At 72.4% G+C, this 17,929-nt stretch carries 18 protein-coding genes; 9 read left to right on the top strand and 9 right to left on the bottom strand.

Annotated elements, in window-relative coordinates; all coding sequences use genetic code 11:
• Positions 1–14 precede the first annotated feature (14 nt).
• Entirely contained in the window at positions 15–1,157 is a 1,143-nt protein-coding gene (locus tag IG74_RS0129050) for an EamA family transporter (protein ID WP_051855595.1), read from the bottom strand.
• 25 nt (positions 1,158–1,182) lie between these two features.
• On the opposite strand from IG74_RS0129050, the gene IG74_RS0129045 reads away from it, so the two are divergent.
• Complete coding sequence (locus IG74_RS0129045; RefSeq protein WP_030683408.1) at positions 1,183–1,770, top strand: CGNR zinc finger domain-containing protein; 588 nt, start codon at positions 1,183–1,185, stop codon at positions 1,768–1,770.
• Between the two features lie 26 nt (positions 1,771–1,796).
• Here IG74_RS0129045 and IG74_RS0129040 read toward each other — a convergent pair whose 3' ends face one another.
• From IG74_RS0129040 to IG74_RS0129015, 6 genes are all read right to left on the bottom strand, one after another.
• The gene (locus IG74_RS0129040) at positions 1,797–2,756 is read right to left on the bottom strand and encodes a hypothetical protein (RefSeq protein WP_030683406.1); all 960 of its coding nucleotides are present in this window, start codon (positions 2,754–2,756) and stop codon (positions 1,797–1,799) included.
• A gap of 76 nt (positions 2,757–2,832) precedes the next feature.
• On the bottom strand, positions 2,833–3,150 hold the full coding sequence (locus tag IG74_RS48790) for a hypothetical protein (protein WP_037826186.1): 318 nt from the start codon (positions 3,148–3,150) through the stop codon (positions 2,833–2,835).
• Between the two features lie 44 nt (positions 3,151–3,194).
• Entirely contained in the window at positions 3,195–3,791 is a 597-nt protein-coding gene (locus IG74_RS0129030) for a dihydrofolate reductase family protein (protein ID WP_030683404.1), read from the bottom strand.
• 169 nt (positions 3,792–3,960) lie between these two features.
• On the bottom strand, positions 3,961–4,566 hold the full coding sequence (locus tag IG74_RS0129025) for a GNAT family N-acetyltransferase (RefSeq protein ID WP_030683402.1): 606 nt from the start codon (positions 4,564–4,566) through the stop codon (positions 3,961–3,963).
• A gap of 228 nt (positions 4,567–4,794) precedes the next feature.
• A complete protein-coding gene (locus tag IG74_RS0129020; protein ID WP_030683400.1) occupies positions 4,795–5,871 on the bottom strand; it encodes a family 2 encapsulin nanocompartment cargo protein polyprenyl transferase in 1,077 nt (358 codons plus the stop codon).
• 129 nt (positions 5,872–6,000) lie between these two features.
• On the bottom strand, positions 6,001–7,407 hold the full coding sequence (locus IG74_RS0129015) for a family 2B encapsulin nanocompartment shell protein (protein ID WP_030683399.1): 1,407 nt from the start codon (positions 7,405–7,407) through the stop codon (positions 6,001–6,003).
• 228 nt (positions 7,408–7,635) lie between these two features.
• Here IG74_RS0129015 and IG74_RS0129010 point away from each other — a divergent pair, with 228 nt between their 5' ends.
• The 4 genes from IG74_RS0129010 to IG74_RS0128995 all read left to right on the top strand — a co-directional run bounded on the left by IG74_RS0129010 (position 7,636) and on the right by IG74_RS0128995 (position 12,290).
• A complete protein-coding gene (locus IG74_RS0129010; protein ID WP_078869114.1) occupies positions 7,636–10,233 on the top strand; it encodes a bifunctional lysylphosphatidylglycerol flippase/synthetase MprF in 2,598 nt (865 codons plus the stop codon).
• An 84-nt stretch (positions 10,234–10,317) separates the two neighbouring features.
• Positions 10,318–10,551 (top strand): hypothetical protein, encoded by a 234-nt coding sequence (locus IG74_RS0129005; protein WP_030683395.1) that lies wholly within the window; start codon positions 10,318–10,320, stop codon positions 10,549–10,551.
• Positions 10,552–10,713: 162 nt separating this feature from the next.
• Complete coding sequence (locus IG74_RS0129000) at positions 10,714–11,304, top strand: N-acetylmuramoyl-L-alanine amidase (RefSeq protein WP_030683392.1); 591 nt, start codon at positions 10,714–10,716, stop codon at positions 11,302–11,304.
• A gap of 50 nt (positions 11,305–11,354) precedes the next feature.
• Positions 11,355–12,290 (top strand): 1-aminocyclopropane-1-carboxylate deaminase/D-cysteine desulfhydrase, encoded by a 936-nt coding sequence (locus tag IG74_RS0128995; protein WP_030683389.1) that lies wholly within the window; start codon positions 11,355–11,357, stop codon positions 12,288–12,290.
• On the opposite strand, the gene IG74_RS0128990 is transcribed toward IG74_RS0128995, so the two are convergent.
• On the bottom strand, positions 12,269–13,867 hold the full coding sequence (locus IG74_RS0128990; protein ID WP_030683386.1) for a Na+/H+ antiporter: 1,599 nt from the start codon (positions 13,865–13,867) through the stop codon (positions 12,269–12,271). The genes IG74_RS0128995 and IG74_RS0128990 overlap by 22 nt on opposite strands.
• Before the next feature lie 45 nt (positions 13,868–13,912).
• Here IG74_RS0128990 and IG74_RS0128985 point away from each other — a divergent pair, with 45 nt between their 5' ends.
• The 3 genes from IG74_RS0128985 to IG74_RS0128975 all read left to right on the top strand — a co-directional run bounded on the left by IG74_RS0128985 (position 13,913) and on the right by IG74_RS0128975 (position 16,009).
• Positions 13,913–14,173, top strand: coding sequence for a UBP-type zinc finger domain-containing protein (locus IG74_RS0128985; protein ID WP_030683382.1), 261 nt, complete (start codon positions 13,913–13,915; stop codon positions 14,171–14,173).
• A 244-nt stretch (positions 14,174–14,417) separates the two neighbouring features.
• Positions 14,418–14,831 carry an anti-sigma regulatory factor gene (locus IG74_RS0128980; protein ID WP_030683379.1) on the top strand — a complete coding sequence of 138 codons (414 nt, stop codon included), beginning with the start codon at positions 14,418–14,420 and terminating at the stop codon, positions 14,829–14,831.
• The gene (locus IG74_RS0128975) at positions 14,828–16,009 is read left to right on the top strand and encodes an RNA polymerase sigma factor SigF (RefSeq protein WP_078869113.1); all 1,182 of its coding nucleotides are present in this window, start codon (positions 14,828–14,830) and stop codon (positions 16,007–16,009) included. Before IG74_RS0128980 ends, IG74_RS0128975 begins: the two co-directional genes overlap by 4 nt.
• A 75-nt stretch (positions 16,010–16,084) precedes the next feature.
• Here IG74_RS0128975 and IG74_RS0128970 read toward each other — a convergent pair whose 3' ends face one another.
• Positions 16,085–16,537 (bottom strand): hypothetical protein, encoded by a 453-nt coding sequence (locus tag IG74_RS0128970; RefSeq protein ID WP_030683373.1) that lies wholly within the window; start codon positions 16,535–16,537, stop codon positions 16,085–16,087.
• Positions 16,538–16,664: 127 nt separating this feature from the next.
• Here IG74_RS0128970 and IG74_RS0128965 point away from each other — a divergent pair, with 127 nt between their 5' ends.
• The gene (locus IG74_RS0128965) at positions 16,665–17,633 is read left to right on the top strand and encodes a diacylglycerol/lipid kinase family protein (protein WP_030683370.1); all 969 of its coding nucleotides are present in this window, start codon (positions 16,665–16,667) and stop codon (positions 17,631–17,633) included.
• Positions 17,634–17,929 lie beyond the last annotated feature (296 nt).

Here is a 17,929-nt window from a genome sequence, read left to right as displayed (position 1 = left end):
GCCTTCGAGTCGGGTCATGGGCCCATCATGCACATGAGGGTGGCGGGGGGTGAGGCCCTACGTCGGACCACCGTCCGCTCCGGTGACGCCGCTCCTGACCTCGACGGCACGGCCCTTCCCGCGGCGGCGCGGCCCTCGGCCCGGGTGGCCCGGTCGTCGCGCTCGGCATCCCGGTCGTCGCGCTCGGCATCCCGGTCGTCGCGGTCGGCGTCCCGGTCGTCCCGGTCGGCGTCCCGGTCAGCGCACCCGGCGTCGCGGTCCTCGCGCGGGGCGTCGCAGTCCCCGGTCCCGGCGTCACGGTCCTCGGCCCCGGCGTCGCGCCCCGACCACACCGCCCACGCGCAGGCCGCCACCACGAGCGCCACTGCCCCGCACTGCCGTACGTCCAGCTGCTCGCCGAGCGCGGCGAACCCGACCGCCGCGCCCACCGCGGGCCCGAGCGCCAGCAGCACCCCGAAGGCGCGGACTCCCACGCGGCGCAGGGCGAGCAGGTCGAGCGAGTACGGGATCAGGGACGACAGGAGCGCGACGAGGAGGCCGGTGCCGAGGACGGCCGGGTGCCGGGCGACGGCCGCGCCGTCGGCCGCCGCCGCGACCGGCACCAGGAGCACCGCGCCCACCGCCAGAGCCACCGTGAGCCCGGACCAGTCCGGGAAGAGCCGCCCCACGCGTCGGTTGAGCACCACGTACGCGGCCCGGCAGACCGCGGCGAGCGCGCCGAGCGCGAGCCCCGCGACCGGCAGCGCCCCGCCCGGCACCGCGAGCAGCAGCACCCCCGCGAGGGCGAGGAGCCCCGCGCACAGCTGCGCGGGGCCGCGCGAGAGCGCGAGGGCGAGCAGGAGCGGACCGAGCAGTTCGAGGGTGGCGGCGACGCCGAGCGGCAGCTTGCCGATGGCCTGGAAGTACGCCGTGTTCATGGCGGCGAGCACCACGCCGAGGCCCACGGCGGCCCGCCACCGCTCGGCCGTGAACCGCCCGAGCCGCGGCCGCACCACACAGCCGAGGACGAGCGCCGCGAACCCGAGCCGCATGCCCGCGAGGGCGGTCGGACTGACCTGCGCGTACGCGGCCTTCGCGACGGCCGCGCCCGCTTGCAGGCTGAGCACTTGCGCGAGCACCAGGCCGAGGGCGCCGCGCGCGGCGCGAGTGTTCCCCATGGGCCCAGCGTGGTGTCATGCCCTTATGCATTTCAACCATTACGGAGGCGAGGCGGCCCTGCTCGCCGCGGACCTGGTGAACGCCTACGCGGCGCCCGTCAGCACCGACCGGGTCAGCACGGCCCCCGTCGGCACGGACCCGGTCGGCACGGACCCGGAGAGCGCGGCCGGGGCGGACGACCCGTCGGCCCTGCTCGCCGCGCACGGCGTCGTGGAGCACGCGCTCGGCCCCGCGCAGCGGCAGGACGTGCGCGCCTGGGCCCGCCGCCTCGCCGACTGCTTCGGCCCGCAGGACCTCGCGGAGCGCTGCGCCCGCGTCAACCGACTGCTCGACGACGCGTCGAGCCGCCCGTACATCGCCCTGCACGACGGCACCCCGCACTTCCACTACAGCGCGCCCGGCGCCGACCCGGCGGCCCACGTGCGCGCCCTGACGGCGGCCGGGCTCGCGTACATCGTGTGCCACGCCGACGCCCGCCGACTGGGCCGCTGCGCCCGCGCGGGCTGCGGCCGCGCCTTCGTGGACACCTCGCGCGCGGGCCGCCGCGCGTACTGCTCGGTGCGCTGCGCCAACAACGACGCGGTGGCCAGACACCGGGCGCGCGCCCGCTAGGCGAGGGTCCGCTAGGCGAGGGCCCGCTAGGCGAGGGCCCGGCGCACCGCCGCCCGCACCCGCTCCAGGTCGGCGCGGACCGCGTCGTACGCCGCCTTGTGCCGGGATATGTCGTACCGCTGCTTCTCGGCGGCCACGGTCCACCACACGCCCGCCGTGTTGTGCTCGCGCTTGCACTCGATGTCGGCGACGGCGGTGTCGCGCTCCTGCCGCGTGCGTCCGGTCCGGCCGTCGCCACCGCGCCGCCAGGCCTTGTCCCGGAAGGCGGCTTCCGGGCTCGCGTAGCGCTTGAAGCCCTTGCCCTCGACGCAGTCGGCCCACGCGTCGAGGGCGCGCCGCATCCGCCGGTCCTCGGCGACGGCCTTGTCGAGGGCCGCGCGGCGCTTCGTGACGTACCCGGTCATGTGCGGCTCGTCCTTGACGCCGGCCCACAACTGGCGTTGCCCGCGCTGGTAGCAGCCGCCGTCCGGGACCTCGCGGCCGTTGACCTTCGAGCTGCCGTCCAGCGCCTTGCCCGTGCCGCGCAGCGCTTCGCGCTCGTCCTGTCTGACCAGGCGGCCCTTCGAGTGCCGCTCGCGGTACTCCTTCAGGGCGTCGCCCTCCATGCCGTACCCGACCCGGCAGGCCCGGTCGAGGTCGAGCGAGCCGGTGAGCGTGGTCGAGATGAGCGTCCCGACGGCGACGCTGCTCAGGGTGTCGCTCTCGTGCCACCGCAGGGGGAAGTCGGCGAAGCCGTACGACTTCATGCAGGCCTGGGTGAGGCGCAGGGCAGCGGCCTCCTGCCGGTCGTAGTCGCGTCGGCCGAACTCGTAGCGGTCCAGCGGAAGTTCCGGAAGGTCACGCTCCGTGTCGACCTCGGGCACACCGGACGGACGCGCGCCACCGGCCGACGCGCCGGAGCCGCCGCCGTCGGACCCGCACCCGGCCAGCGCCACCACCGCCACGACCAGTGCGGCAGCCCACCGCTTCCCCCACGTCACCTTCATGTCCGGGACCTTATCGGCGCCCACTGACAATCAGCCGTATGCGCAGGTGAGTTGGGGTCGCACGACGACCGGCGGCTCAGGCGCCGGGGTCCGGTTCCGTCTCCACGACGGACTTGGTGTCGGCCTCGGCGGGGGCGGACGCCTGCGGGCGCTCCTTCTGCTGCTGGGCGCCCCGCCGCCTGCCCTTGTGGCCGCGTCGGCTCTTGCCCCCGGCCTCCTCCTCGGTCACGCACGCGTCACACGCGGGGTTGCGGCACGGGGCCGGCCCCCAGACGGGGACGTACGCCCCGAGCACCTTGCGTCGCTTGATGGCCGTGCCGACCAGCCGTCCGCAGCTCGGGCAAGCGTGCTCGCCCTCGGGACGGGGGACGGACCGGCTCCCATCAGTGCCCATAAATTCAGGATATGGCGATTTATGAGAGCCGCACAGCCTGAGGGTCACCCGTTCGCGGACTGCCGCGCGTAGTTCCGTACGACGACTCCGTTGCCGAAGACCCGGGACGAGGTCAGCGTGAAGCCGCTGACGGCGGACTCCACGCCCGCGAACATCGGCATGCCGGAGCCGAGCAGCACCGGGTACGTCTTGAGCACGAGCTCGTCGATCTCGTCGCGCAGTGCGCCCGCGAGCTGCGCGCCTCCGCACAGCCAGATGTCGAGGTCACTGCCCTCGGCCTTGAGTGCGCGGACCTTGCCGATGAGGTCGTCGGCGATGACCTGGACCTTCGGGTCGGGCGCCGTGCCCAGGCTGCGCGACGCGACGTACTCGCGCAGATGCGCGTACGGACTGGGGATGCCCTCGTCCAGGCCGACCTGGTAGGTGTTCATGCCCTGGATGACGGTGTCGAACCTCCGGTTCGGCGCTCCGTCGAAGCCGAGGACGCGACGTCCGGCGACCGAGATGGTCTCCGGGTACTCCGTCTTGAGGAACTCCAGGAACTCCTCGTCCACGTACGCCATGTAGGAGTTGGCGTCTCCGCTCGGGTCACCGATGAACCCGTCGATCGAGACGGCGACGAAGTAGGTGAGCTTGCGCAAGCCGGAACCTTTCCCGAGACAGCGGATGAGCGCTCACAAGCGGGGCCGCTTCCGCCGCCCCGCCATGAACCACTCCCGTTATGGTGCTTCAGGCGCAGTGGCTTCAAGGGCTCATGGGAACCCACCTGGAGCACTTCCCCGTTTCCCCTGGCCGGAAAAGCCCGCCGATTCAGGAAAGCCGCGGCTCGCGCCACATGGGCCAGATCGTGGGCCCGTCGGGAAGGTCGAGCACCTGCCCCAGATCGGTGAAGCCGAGGCGCAGATACAGCTCGCGGCTGCGCGTGTTGCTCGCTTCCAGATACGCGTGCAGCCCGTCGCGGTCGCAGCGCTCCAGGACGGTGTTGACGAGCGCCGTGCCGAGCCCCTGTCCCTGCCGGTCGGGGCGCACGGCGATCATGTGCAGATACTGGTGCGGCCGGTCGGTCGGGTGGATCTCGGACGTCAACTGGCCGATCACCTCGACCCGTTCGTTGCCCGGGTCGACGGCCTCCCGGAGCTGCGCGGGTCCGTCCTCGGGCGCGCCGTCCTCGTGCCCCGCGCCCGCGGGCACCGACCACCACAGCGCCACCGCCGAGCCGTCCTCGGCGATGTCCACGTACCCCTCCGCGAACGCGAGATCGAGGAAGGCGCTCATCAGCGCGCCGTGCCGACGCCGCCGGCGCTCCTCGTCCGGGAACACCCAACTGCTCACGGGATCCCGGTGGAACGACTCGTCCATGAGCCGGACGACGTCCGCCCGGTCACTCTCGGTCGCTCTCCGTATCGCCACTCCCACGGCCCCACCCCTTCACCGTCAACTCCTCCCCCCGCACTGCCGGTTGCAGCCTAAGTGATCGTTTCGTACGTGGCGACGGAGCGCGGTGACCTTGGCCGCAGGGCGACGGGACGTGCGCGGCGAGGCCGGTGCGGCGGCCTCCCGAACGCCCGGTGGATGGAGGCCGCCGACCGCACGGCGCGGTACGACGAGCCCCCACCCACCGGGCACCCCCCTCGGGCCGGTCGTTCAGTGGGATCGGCGGGTGACGAACTCCGCGAGTGCCAGCAGGCCCCCCGCCCGCTCGGGGTCCGGCACCGCGCGGGCGAGCTCCTGCAGGGCCCGGGACATCCGGTCGGCGGCCTGCGTCTGCGCCCAGTCCCGCCCTCCGGCGCCCTCGACCGCGCGGGCCATCCGCTCCAGGTCGCCCGGCTTCGCCCGACGGCCGTACAGCGCGGCCAGAGCGGCCCCGTCCGGGGTGCCGGAGGCGAGCGCGGCGACCACCGGCAGCGACTTCTTGCGGGCGGCCAGGTCCGCCCACACCGGCTTGCCCGTCCGTGCGGGATCCCCCCAGATCCCGATCACGTCGTCGATGAGCTGGAAGGCGAGCCCCGCCTGCCTGCCGAACCCGTCGAGGGCGTCGGCGGTCTCCGTCCCCGCGCCCGCGTACACGGCCCCGATCGCGCACGCGCAGCCGAGGAGCGCCCCGGTCTTGGCCTCGGCCGTGGCGAGGCACTCGTCGAGCGAGACCTCGCCGGGGGCGCGCCGCTCCAGGGCGCAGTCCGCGTGCTGCCCGGCGCACAGCTCCACGACGCAGGCGGCCAGGCGGGCGGCCGCCACCGCGGCCCCCGGCCGGGGGTCCTCGGCGAGCAGCCGCTGCGCCAGGGCCTGGAGCGCGTCCCCCGCGAGGATCGCGTCGGCGTCGCCGAACACGGTCCACGCGGTGGGCCGGTGCCTGCGGGTGGCGTCCCGGTCCATGACGTCGTCGTGCAGCAGCGTGAAGTTGTGGGTCAACTCCACGGCCGCCGCCGCCCGGACGGCCGCGCGCGGGTCGCCGCCGAGCGCCCGCACCGCGGCCAGGACGAGCGCGGGCCGGATGGCCTTGCCCGCGCTCCCCGCCGCGGGCGTGCCGTCCGCGCGCTCCCAGCCGAAGTGGTAGAGCGCGACGCGGCGCATCGAGCCGGGCAGCGAGTCGACCGCCCGGCGCAGCTCCGGATCGACGCAGCCGCGCGCCGCCGCGAGGATGTCCGCCGCCTCGCACCCGTCCGGAGGGCCGAGGCCCCCGGGTGCCCGCACCCGGTCCGTCACGTCCGTGGTGTCCGTCATGGACTCACTCCGGTGTGGAGGCGGACGGTGGCCGGTCCTTGGTTCCCAGGCGCGTGCAGGAAGGGTGTGCCCGGCGCCGCTGCAAGGGGCACGGGCGACGGCCCTGTCGCCACGGGCAGGGGCGGCGGGTCACCTCCAGCGGCCGATCTCGACGTTCTCCAGGATGCCGAGCGCGTCCGGGACCAGGACGGCCGCCGAGTAGTAGGTCGAGACCAGGTAGGAGATGATCGCCTGCTCGCTGATGCCCATGAAGCGCACCGACAGGCTCGGCTCGATCTCGTCCGGGATGCCCGCCTGGTGCAGGCCGATGACGCCCTGCTCGTCCTCGCCCGTACGCATGCAGATGATCGAGGAGGTGCGGGCCTCGGTCACCGGGATCTTGTTGCACGGGAAGATCGGCACTCCGCGCCAGGTGGGAATGCGGTGCCCGGACATGTCGATGGTCTCCGGGACGAGTCCGCGCTTGTTGCACTCGCGGCCGAACGCGGCGATCGCGCGCGGGTGGGCGAGGAACAGCTTCGATCCGCGCCGCCTGCTGAGCAGCTCGTCCAGGTCGTCCGGGCTGGGTACGCCGTCGTGCGGCTGGATCCGCTGGTCGTACTCGCAGTTGTTGAGCAGTCCGAACTCGCGGTTGTTGATGAGTTCGTGCTCCTGGCGCTCCTTCAACGCCTCCACGGTGAGGCGCAGTTGCTCCTCGGTCTGGTTCATCGGCTGGTTGTAGAGGTCCGCCACGCGCGTGTGGATGCGCAGGACGGTCTGGGCGACGCTCAGTTCGTACTCGCGCGGCCGCGCCTCGTAGTCCACGTAGGTGCCGGGCAGGACCGCCTCTCCGACGTGGCCCGAGGAGAGGTCGATGGCCGCCTCACCGAAGGTGTTCGTGCGCTGGGACGGAATGGACCGCAGCCCCTGGAGATGGGTGCGCAGGGATTCGGAGCGCTCCGCGACCTGCTCCAAGTCCTGGCGCGGGAGCGCGAGGACCGTGCACGCGGTCACCGCGCGGACGGTGTACTCCCAGATGGTCTCCGGGTCGATCAGCGCCTGCTCGCCGAAGTACGCGCCGTCGGCGAGGGTGCCGAGGACCGTGTCGTCGCCGTAGGGGCCGGTGCCGATCTGCTCGACCCGGCCGTGGGCCAGCAGGAACACCTCATCGGCCTGGCTGCCGAAGGAGGCGAGCACCGAGCCGGCCTCGAACTCCCGCTGCTGGCAGCGCTGCGCCAGCTCCGCGAGCACATCCTGGTCCTCGAAATCCCGCAGTACCGGCAGCTCGCCGAGCTCGGCCGGGATGACCTCCACCCGGTCCCCGGTCTTGATGAATGTGACACGGCCGTCACCGACCGAGTAACTCGTCCTGCGGTTCACTCGGTACGTGCCGCCCTGCACCTGGACCCAGGGCAGCATCCGCAGCAGCCAGCGCGAGCTGATCTCCTGCATCTGCGGCGCGGACTTGGTGGTGGTGGCCAGATTCCGCGCGGCAGAGGTGCCGAGACTCTGCTGCGGCCTGCCTTCGTCCGTACGGATCTCTTCGCCTACCGACATGGACAATGCCCTCCCGATCATGTACTGGCTGCGTTCGTCAGCCTTTCAGCACGGTGAGTGCGGACGCCATTACACAAATGAGCGGGAATGGATCGGGGCGGACGGGGCACGCTGCCGTTTACCAGGCGCGATCCTTCGTACGTTCGTCCAAGGTCGAGGGCGGGGCGCGCGTCACTCTTTCGGCCCACCCCGGATGTGCCCGCAGCGGCCGCCTGATGCGCTCGGTGGATGAGCACCCCCGAGGGCCCGGCGGGCGCCGCCGCCACGGAGCCGTCGCCACGGCCGCCGCTCGCACCGCCGGGCGAGCGGGGGCCCCTGCGCTGGTTGCGCGCCGCCCGGCGCGCCTTCGCGCCGGTGAGCCACGCGCCCGTGACGGTGTTCCTCGTCGTGGCGCTGTGGGCCGTCGGGCTGCTCACCGGCAGCCTCGGCGGAGGGCCGGACGACGAGCTGCTCGCCGACGTCGGTGTGGGCGTGCCCGCGCTCGCCGACGGCCGCTGGTGGACTCCGCTCACCTCGATCCTGTGGTGCTCGGGGATCGGCAACTACGTGGGGTCCACGCTCCTGTTGCTGCTGCTCGGCCCCGCCGCCGAGGTCCGCCTGGGCTCGGTGCGCACCGCCGTCCTCCTCGTCGTCGGCCAGGTGCTCGGCTCGCTGCTCGGCACCGGCGTGGTCAAGGTCGGCGAGCTCGCGGGCGACGACTGGCTGGCCGCGCTCTCCCAGGACCTCACCGCGACGCCGGGCATCGCGGCCTGCACGGTGGGCGCCTTCCTGAGCTTCCGGCTCAGCGCCCTGTGGCGGCGCAGGCTCCAGCTCGCGCTGATCGTGTTCCCCTTGATGCTCGCCCTCTACGTGGGGCACCTCCAGGACGTGCTGCGGTTCGCGGGCACCGTCGTGGGCCTCGCCGTGGGCGCGCTCGCGCACCGGGACTCGCACCGGCTGCGCGTGCCGCACGCCTCGCACACCGAGGGCCGCGTCCTGGTGGCCCTCGTCGTCGCGGCCTCGGCCCTCGGCCCGCTGATCGCCACCCTCTACAAGGACGCGCTCGGCCCCTTCGACGTGCTCGACCTGTACGTCTCCGGCGGCCCCGGCCCCCAGGAGATCGCCGACGCCTGCGCCGCCCCCGGGCCCGACTGCGACCGCGTGCGCGCCCAGGACCACTTCTACGGCTCCCCCGCGATGCTCATGGGCGTCGCCATCCCCCTGCTCCTGCTCGTCCTCGCCGAGGGGCTGCGGCGCGGGCTGCGGCCCGCCTGGCGGATCACGGTGGCCGCGCACCTGGTGTGGCTCGGCCTCATGGCGTACCTCCTGAGGGACATCGCCGCGCACCCCGGCCGCTACGTCCTCGAAGGCAGCGACGCCGCCGACCGGAAGGCGGCGATGCTCCAGGCGGTCGTCGAGCAGGCGCTGCTCCCCCTGTTCGTGCTGCTCCTGCTCTTCCTGGCCCGCCGGCTCTTCGACCAGCGCCTCGGCCGCGCCGCGGTGACGACGCTGACCGGGGTCATCGGCGGGACGCTGCTGCTGTGCTGCGCCGCCTACGTGGGCGTCGGCTACGCGGTGCGCGACCAGTTCGCCCCGGACGCCTCCTTCGGGCGGCTCGTCGCGGGGCTGCCCGCGCAGTTCCTGCCGCCCAGCTACGAACCGCTGTTCTTCAGGGGCCGCTCCCCGGTGCCGGTCGGCGGCACGGCGCTGTCCCTGTACGAGTACTGCGGCGTGGTCTTCTGGGTGGTCGCCCTGATCGCCCTCTTCGTAGCGTTCCGGCGGCCTTCGGTGGGCACCGACGCGGGCGCGGCGGCACGCGCGCGTGCCCTGCTCACCGCGCACGGCGGCGGCACGCTGTCGTACCTGGCGATGTGGGGCGGCAACGACTACTGGTTCACCGCCGACGGCCGGGCGGCGGTCGCCTACCGGGTGCGGTCCACGGTCGCGCTCACCACGGGCGACCCGTTCGGCGTGCCCTCCGCGCGCGGGGACGCGGTCGAGGGGTTCGCCGCCTTCTGCGACGAGCGCGGCCTGACCCCGTGCTTCTACAGCGTCACGGCCGCCACCAAGGCCCGCACGGACGCGTTCGGCTGGAGCGCGGTGCAGGTCGCGGAGGACACCGTCGTGCCGCTGCCGGACCTCGCGTTCACCGGGAAGAAGTGGCAGGACGTGCGCACCGCCCTGAACAAGGCCAAGAAGCATGGCATCACCGCCGAGTGGCACGTCTTCCCCGAAGCCCCCCTGGACCTCACGGACCAGATCCGCTCGATCTCCGAGGAGTGGGTCGCCGACAAGGGGCTGCCCGAGATGGGCTTCACGCTCGGAGGCATCGCCGAGCTCGACGATCCGCACGTGCGCTGTCTCCTGGCAGTCGACGAGGACCGCACGGTGCACGGCGTGACGAGCTGGATGCCCGTCCATGGAGCGAATGGGGCACACAATTCCAGCCAACCCGTGGGATGGACGCTTGACTTCATGCGCAGGCGGTCGGACGGGTTCCGGGGAGTGATGGAGTTCCTGATCGCGTCCGCCGCACTCGGCTTCAAGGAGGAAGGCGCCCAGTTCCTGAGCCTGTCGGGCGCTCCGCTCGCCCGCGCCGACACCGCGGAGCCGACCGCCGCGCTGCAGCGCCTCCTCGATTACGCGGGCCGCACCCTGGAGCCCGTATACGGCTTCCGCTCGCTGCTCCACTTCAAGGCCAAGTTCCAGCCCGAGTACCACCCGATGTACATGTGCTACCCCGATCCCGCGGCGCTGCCGAGCATCACGCGCGCGATCGGCAAGGCCTATCTGCCGCACATGTCGGCAGCCCAAGGAGTCCGTCTGATGCGCAAGCTGGCCGCATAGGACGGTGGGAGGGGAACTGCAAGATCCGCGCGCTCGTTGCACCACACGTACGCAGCGAGCGCACCAACCGTCAGGAGAAAGCACATGGCAGGCTTCCTGGACCGCGCAAGAGAACAGGTGCAGCAGGGGCTCAACCAAGGCAAGCAGAAGATCGACGAGGTCCAGGCCCAGCGCGCCGGAAACGATCTCCTGAAGCAGCTCGGCGCGGCGTACTACGCGGAGCGTCGCGGCGACGGCACCCCCGACGCCACCCAGCAGGCCCTCTCGGCCCTGGAGGCCCACATCGCGACGCACGGGGACGGCTTCCTGCGCGGCTGATCGCCGTCCGCATCGCGCGGCGCCTCCGGAGCTGACCGAATCAGCTCGCACAGTGGCCCGAACAGCCCTCGAACGGCTAGTTCGGGCCTCTGCTGTTCGGTACAAGCTGCGTACGAGGCGGACCGCGACGGGCGGCCGTCGCGTTCCCCGAAGGAGGCGGTCATGGCTACACCCATGTCCGCGAACAGGTTCCTGGACGCGCTGCGCGACGAAGGCGTGACGGTCGTCGAGGTCGGCGACTGGCGCACCCACAACCGCAACCACAAGGGCCCCTGGGGCCCGGTGCACGGCGTGATGATCCACCACACGGTGACGTCCGGCGCCGAGAAGACCGTGCGGATCTGCCGCGAGGGCTACGAGGGCCTGCCGGGCCCCCTGTGCCACGGCGTCATCACCAAGGACGGCCGCGTCCACCTCGTCGGCTACGGCCGCTCCAACCACGCGGGCCTCGGCGACGACGACGTGCTGCGCGCCGTCATCGCCGAGAAGGCCCTGCCGCCGGACAACGAGGCCAACACGGACGGCAACCGCCACTTCTACGGCTTCGAGTGCGAGAACCTCGGCGACGGCGAGGACCCCTGGACGGAAGCCCAGCTGGACGCCATCGAGAAGGTCTCCGCGGCGATCTGCCGCCACCACGAGTGGACGGCCCGCTCGGTCATCGGCCACCTGGAGTGGCAGCCCGGAAAGATAGACCCCAAGGGCTTCACGATGGACGCGATGCGGGCCCGCATCCACGACCGGCTGAAGTAACCCCGCAGAGCTGAGGTAACCCCGCAGAGAGGCAGAGGGACAATGGCGGGGTGTCGTCCACCCCGCCCACCCTCTCGCCCCGGCTGCCCACCCCCCTCCAGCCGGTCACCGACCCCCGCTTCGCCGCCCGGGACGTCCGCCTCCTGCTCAAGCGCGACGACCGCATCCACCCGGCCCTGCCGGGCAACAAGTACCGCAAGCTCGTCCTGAACCTGGAGCGGGCGCGGACGGCGGGCCACGACACCCTGCTGACGTTCGGCGGCGCCTACTCCAACCACCTGCGGGCCACGGCCGCCGCGGGCCGTCTGCTCGGCTTCGCCACCGTCGGCGTCGTCCGCGGCGACGAGCTGGCCGGCGGGCCCCTCAATCCGTCACTGGCCCAGTGCGCGGCCGACGGCATGCGGCTGCACTTCGTCGACAGGTCGACGTACCGCCGCAAGCACGAACCCGCCGTCCTGGCCGCCCTCCAGCGCGAGAGCGCCACCCAGGAGGCGTACGTCATCCCCGAGGGCGGCAGCAATTCCCTCGCCGTGCACGGCTGCGCGGCCCTGGGCGCGGAGCTGCGCGGGCACACGGACGTCGCGGCCGTGGCCTGCGGCACCGGCGGCACCCTCGCGGGCCTGGCGGCGGGCCTCGCCCCCGGCCAGCGCGCCCTCGGCATACCCGTCCTCAAGGGCGGCTTCCTGGGCGAGGAGATACGGCGGCTCCAGGACGCCGCCCTCGGCTCCCCCACACCCAACTGGAGCCTCGACGACCGCTTCCACTGCGGCGGCTACGCGCGCGTCACCGACGCCCTCACCGCCTTCGCCGACGACTTCGAGGACCGGCACGGCCTCCCCGTGGAGCGCGTCTACGTGGCCAAGCTCCTGTACGCGCTGACGGCCCTCTCCGAAGAGGGCGCCTTCGCCCCCGGGACCACGGTCACGGCCGTCGTCACCGGCACGCCGCCCGCGTCGGGCCCGGCTCACTCCTCGACCTCCCGATAGGCCGCCGCCTCCTCCAGGTCCAGCTTCCGCAGCAGCGTCCGCAGCAGCTCGTCGTCGATGCGCCGCTCGTCCCTGAGCCGCACGAACACCTCGCGCTCGGCGGCGATGGCCTCGCGCGCGAGCCTGCGGTAGGTGTCGTCCGCAGTTTCGCCCGTCACGGGGTTGGGCGGGCCGAGCCGCTCCCACACGGAGTTGCGGCGCCGCTCCAGAACGGTGCGCAGGCGGTCCTGAAGGGGCCCTGGGAGGCGGTTGCGCTCGTCCGCCGCTAGTTCATCGAGGCGGGCCTCCGCGGCCTGTGAGGCGGCGTTCTGCGCCTGCGCCTCGGCGAGGGTCTGCGCCCGCGCGTCGGGCCCGGGAAGGCGCAGCACCTTGATCAGCCAGGGCAGCGAGAGCCCCTGCACCACGAGGGTGCCGATGACGGTCGTGAAGGTCAGGAAGAGCACCAGGTTGCGGGCCGGGAAGGGCTCGCCGTCGTCCATGACGAGCGGAATGGAGAACGCGATCGCCAGCGACACGACGCCCCGCATCCCGGCCCAGCTGACGACCAGCGGCCGCCGCCAGTCCGTCTCGCTCTCGCGGTCCCTGATCCGCGGCGACACCAGGCGCGGCAGGTACGTCGCCGGATAGGACCACACGAAGCGCACCACCACGACGAGGACGAAGACCCCCAGTGCGTACCAGACGGCCTGCGCCACGCTGTACTCGCCGAGGCCCCTGAGGACGATCGGCAGCTGGAGCCCGATGAGCGCGAACACCGCCGACTCCAGGAGGAAGCCGACGACCCGCCACACCGCGGCCTCCTGGAGCCGCGTCTCGAAGTCGACCTGCCAGGAGCGGTGCCCCAAGTAGAGGGCCACCACGACCACGGCGAGCACTCCGGACGCGTGCACCTGCTCCGCGACGGCGTACGCCACGAAGGGGATGAGGAGCGACAGCGTGTTCTGCAGGAGCGCCTCCTTCAGATGGGTGCGCAGCCAGTGGATCGGCACCATCAGCAGGAGGCCGACGCCGACGCCGCCGACCGCGGCCAGCAGGAACTCCTGGATGCCGCCCGCCCAGCTCGCGCCCTCGCCGACGGCCGCCGCGAGCGCCACCTTGTAGGCGGTGATCGCGGTCGCGTCGTTCACCAGGGACTCGCCCTGGAGGATCGTGGTGATGCGCGAGGGCAGCCCCACGCGCCGCGCGATCGCGGTGGCGGCGACGGCGTCCGGCGGCGCGATCACCGCCCCCAGGACGAGCGCGGCGGTCAGCGGAAGATCGGGGATCAGCAGGTACGCGAGCCAGCCGACGACGACCGTTGCGAACAGAACGTAACCGACGGACAGCAGCGCCACGGGCCGCACGTTGGCCCGCAGGTCCAAATACGAGCTCTCCAGGGCGGCCGTGTGCAGCAGCGGCGGCAGGACCAGCGGCAGCACGATGTGCGGGTCTAGGTGGTAGTCCGGCACGCCGGGCAGATAGGCGGCGATCAGTCCCACGCCCACCAGGAGCAGGGGCGCCGGCACCGGGGTGCGGCGCGCCGCACCGGCTACGGCGGCGCTCGCCGCGATCAACGCCACCAGTGGCAGTACGTCCATGGCAAGGCCCTCCGCCGTCCGCTCGCCCGTCGTAACCTGGCCATCATGAACGAGTGTGTGCACGTCAGCGCGCTGCCCCGCCCCGAGCCCGAGCCGCTGAGCGAAACCTGCCCGGAGTGCCTCGCGGCCGGCAGTCACCCCGTGCAACTGCGGCTGTGCCTGACGTGCGGGCACGTGGGATGTTGCGACTCCTCCCCGTTCCAGCACGCGACGGCGCACTCCAAGGAGACCGGTCACCCCGTGATGCGGTCCTTCGAGCCGGGTGAAAGCTGGCGTTGGTGCTTTGTCGACGGTTCGATCGTCTGAGCCCTGGGTACGTCAACCCGACGCTCGTTCTTTCCAATTGGGCCCGCGAAACCCCTAGCCACTGTCCGTACCCGTAGGCTTACTATGAGTGACAGCAACGGGGCGGGGTCCCCGGGACACGGAACTGAGCAGCGCGGTAGCGTCACCGCTGAAAGACGAGGTGCGTTACCCGAGTGACGCAGTCCGGGCCGCCGGAGAGCGGCCCCGGAGCCCCGAAAGTGCTTGTACCACCTTGGAGGTGAGGGTGTCCCAGATCGCAGGCGAGCCCGGGAATCAGGACTTCGTAGAGGTCCGCCTTCCGGCTGCGGGTGCCTACCTGTCGGTGCTGCGTACGGCCACGGCCGGCCTCGCGGCGCGCTTGGACTTCACCCTGGACGAGATCGAGGACCTCCGCATCGCGGTCGACGAGGCCTGCGCGATCCTGCTCCAGCAGGCCGTGCCCGGCTCCGTGCTCAGCTGCGTCTTCCGGCTCGTCGACGACTCGTTGGAGGTGACCGTGTCGGCCCCCACCACCGACGGCCGCGCTCCGGAGCGGGACACCTTCGCCTGGACTGTGCTGTCGGCCCTCGCGGGCATGGTCGACTCCTCGGTCGGCGACGACAAGACCGTTTCGATCAGCCTCTACAAAAAGCGCGGCGCGGGACCCGGGCCGGCGTGAAGGACGGGGACGGGCCGGTGCGGGACGAAGAGCGCGGAACACCCGGCAAACACGGCACCCACGGCCTGCCCGGCCGCGGCAGGGGCGCCACGCGCCCGGCCGCGGGACGCGGCGGCCCGATGGAGCCCGGGCCTGCCCCCGGAGGCATCCCCGAGCAGCAGGCAAGGCCGCACCCGCAGGACCCGGAGCAGTCGGGTCCGCTGACGGTGGCCGAGAAGACAGCGATGCCGGATGAGGCAGCGCCGACCGCCGAGGACGGGCTCGACGGGCTGTCCGGTCCGGGCGGGGGGCGAAAGGACCAAGTAGGCGCCGCACGCAGGGGGTCCCCCCGGGCGTCCAGCACTGGGGGCGCGACCCCAGAAGGGCGGCGGCTGGTGACGGGCGGGACGATGAGCGAGCACGAGCAGCACGGCCGGCACGATCCACAGGACCGCAGCGGTGCGCGAGCGATGTTCGTGGAGCTGCGCGCGCTGGCGGACGGCAGCCCGGAGTACGCGGAGCTGCGCAACAGGCTGGTCCGCATGCACCTGCCGCTCGTGGAGCACCTGGCCCGCCGCTTCCGCAACCGCGGCGAGCCCCTGGACGACCTGACACAGGTCGCCACGATCGGCCTGATCAAGTCCGTGGACCGGTTCGACCCGGACCGCGGCGTGGAGTTCTCGACGTACGCCACTCCGACGGTGGTCGGCGAGATCAAGCGCCACTTCCGCGACAAGGGCTGGGCGGTGCGCGTCCCGCGGCGGCTGCAGGAGCTGCGGCTCGCCCTGACGACGGCGACCGCCGAGCTCTCCCAGCTGCACGGCCGCTCCCCCACCGTGCACGAGCTGGCCGAGAAGCTGTCGATCTCCGAGGAGGAGGTCCTGGAGGGCCTGGAGTCGGCCAACGCGTACTCCACGCTGTCCCTGGACGTCCCGGACACGGACGACGAGTCCCCGGCCGTGGCGGACACCCTCGGGGCCGAGGACGAGGCCCTGGAGGGCGTCGAGTACCGCGAGTCCCTCAAGCCGCTCCTGGAGGACCTGCCGCCCCGAGAGAAGCGGATCCTGCTCCTTCGCTTCTTCGGCAACATGACGCAGTCGCAGATCGCCCAGGAGGTCGGCATCTCGCAGATGCACGTCTCCCGGCTGCTCGCACGCACACTGGCCCAGCTGCGGGAGAAGCTCCTCGTCGAGGAGTGACCGTCCCCGCGCGCGGGGCGCGCCGCACGCGGGGGCCGCGGTCTTCCCACCCCGGCCCGCTCGGCGGGCCGGTGGCTACTTGCCGTCTTCCTGTACGGACCCGGGGCCGCCGATGCCCAGCGCCTCGGTCGCCGCGGGGTTCACCAGGAGGACGAGCGTGGCGACCGCGACCGCGGCCAGCGCGATGCCGCCCGGGATCATCGCACTGTCCGCCTGCAGCAGCTGCCAGGCCACCGGCAGCGCCATGATCTGCGTGATGATCGCGGGCCCGCGGGCCCACCGGCGCAGCCGCAGCAGACCGCGCGCGGCGATCAGCGGCAGCAGCGCGAGGACGATCAGTGTGACCCCGCCCGTGGCGGCCTGCCGCGGGTTGTCGGGATCGCCTGCGAGGCCCATCACGAGCATGTACGCACCGCCGACGACGAGGGCGAGGCCCTCCAGCGCGGCGAGCGCCGCGGCGGCCGTCAGGCGCCCGGGACGCGGTCCCGTTTCCGGGGCTTCGGGGGTGGTCTTCGGCTCAGTGCTCACGCATCGAGGGTAGCCGCGGGCGACGCGGACCCGGCACCTCGGTGCACCCGCTCACGGGCACCGTCGGTGAGGCCCGGGCGAGACCTCGGTCTGGGCCGGGTAAAGACCGCTAGGTAGTCTGCTGCGCATGCGTGCTCTCCTCGTGGTCAATCCGGCGGCTACTACCACCAGTGCGCGCACGCGTGACGTACTGATCCACGCCCTGGCGAGCGAGATGAAGCTCGAAGCGGTCACTACGGAGTACCGCGGCCACGCCCGCGACCTCGGCCGCCAGGCGGCGGAGAGCGAGGACATCGAGCTGGTCGTCGCCCTCGGCGGCGACGGCACCGTCAACGAGGTCGTCAACGGTCTCCTGCACAACGGCCCCTCTCCGGAGGCCCTGCCCCGCCTGGCCGTCGTCCCCGGAGGCTCCACCAATGTGTTCGCGCGTGCCCTGGGGCTGCCGAACGACGCCGTGGAGGCGACCGGCGCCATCCTGGACGCGCTGCGTGAGGGAAGCGAACGGACGGTGAGCCTCGGCCGGGTCTCGGGCACCCCCGGGACGGACGACGAGGCGGTCCCGGCGCGCTGGTTCACCTTCGCGGCCGGGCTCGGCTTCGACGCGGGGGTCGTCGGCCGGGTCGAACAGCACCGGGAGCGAGGCAAGAAATCGACGCACGCCCTTTACGTGCGCCAGGTGGTACGCCAGTTCCTCGGCGAGAACGACCGCCGGCACGGCGCGATCACCCTGGAGCGGGCCGGCGAGGAGCCGGTGACGGACCTCGTGATGTCCATAGTCTGCAACACCTCTCCCTGGTCCTACCTGGGCAATCGCCCCTTGTACGCCTCTCCGAAGGCGTCGTTCGACACGGGTCTCGACGTGCTCGGCCTGAAGCGCCTTTCGACCGCTTCGGTGGCCCGTTACGGCACCCAGCTGCTGCGCTCGACACCCGAGCGGGGTCCGCACGGGAAGAACGCGGTCTCGCTGCACGACCTGACGGACTTCACCTTGCATTCGAAGGCGCCTCTCCCCCTCCAGATGGACGGTGACCACCTGGGGCTGCGGACGAGCGTGACGTTCACAGGCGTACGCCGTGCACTGCGTGTGATTGTGTGAGTGGAAGGGCCTAAAGTCCTTTCACTCGAACGTTTAGGCCAGGATCCACCCCATGGAAGTACGGCTGTGACCCAGTCGACACTGAGGAATCAAAAAAAACTTTCCGGAAGGGGTTGTATCCGCCGCCGAGGTTTGCGAATCTCTAGGTGGCGATCGGGACGGCCCGCAACACCGGCCTCTACAGACCGCCAGAACCCCTCCTCTCACCACAAGGTCCACACCAGGCAACTGGGAGTCGGCCCTTCCCGCGCGGAGGGATTCGTGAAAGCGTTCACATTCACAAGCACCCTGCATGT

It is taken from the genome of Streptomyces sp. NRRL B-1347, assembly GCF_000720325.1.
Lineage (GTDB): Bacteria > Actinomycetota > Actinomycetes > Streptomycetales > Streptomycetaceae > Streptomyces.
The sequence above is the reverse complement of the archived record's forward strand: the minus strand, read 5'-3'. Positions and strand labels throughout refer to the sequence as shown.

Coding starts and splice junctions, on each gene's coding strand:
- IG74_RS0129050 (WP_051855595.1), bottom strand. CDS start 1,157: ATGGGGAACACTCGCGCCGCGCGCGGCGCCCTCGGCCTGGTGCTCGCG.
- IG74_RS0129045 (WP_030683408.1), top strand. CDS start 1,183: ATGCATTTCAACCATTACGGAGGCGAGGCGGCCCTGCTCGCCGCGGAC.
- IG74_RS0129040 (WP_030683406.1), bottom strand. CDS start 2,756: ATGAAGGTGACGTGGGGGAAGCGGTGGGCTGCCGCACTGGTCGTGGCG.
- IG74_RS48790 (WP_037826186.1), bottom strand. CDS start 3,150: ATGGGCACTGATGGGAGCCGGTCCGTCCCCCGTCCCGAGGGCGAGCAC.
- IG74_RS0129020 (WP_030683400.1), bottom strand. CDS start 5,871: ATGACGGACACCACGGACGTGACGGACCGGGTGCGGGCACCCGGGGGC.
- IG74_RS0129015 (WP_030683399.1), bottom strand. CDS start 7,407: ATGTCGGTAGGCGAAGAGATCCGTACGGACGAAGGCAGGCCGCAGCAG.
- IG74_RS0129010 (WP_078869114.1), top strand. CDS start 7,636: ATGAGCACCCCCGAGGGCCCGGCGGGCGCCGCCGCCACGGAGCCGTCG.
- IG74_RS0129005 (WP_030683395.1), top strand. CDS start 10,318: ATGGCAGGCTTCCTGGACCGCGCAAGAGAACAGGTGCAGCAGGGGCTC.
- IG74_RS0129000 (WP_030683392.1), top strand. CDS start 10,714: ATGGCTACACCCATGTCCGCGAACAGGTTCCTGGACGCGCTGCGCGAC.
- IG74_RS0128990 (WP_030683386.1), bottom strand. CDS start 13,867: ATGGACGTACTGCCACTGGTGGCGTTGATCGCGGCGAGCGCCGCCGTA.
- IG74_RS0128985 (WP_030683382.1), top strand. CDS start 13,913: ATGAACGAGTGTGTGCACGTCAGCGCGCTGCCCCGCCCCGAGCCCGAG.
- IG74_RS0128965 (WP_030683370.1), top strand. CDS start 16,665: ATGCGTGCTCTCCTCGTGGTCAATCCGGCGGCTACTACCACCAGTGCG.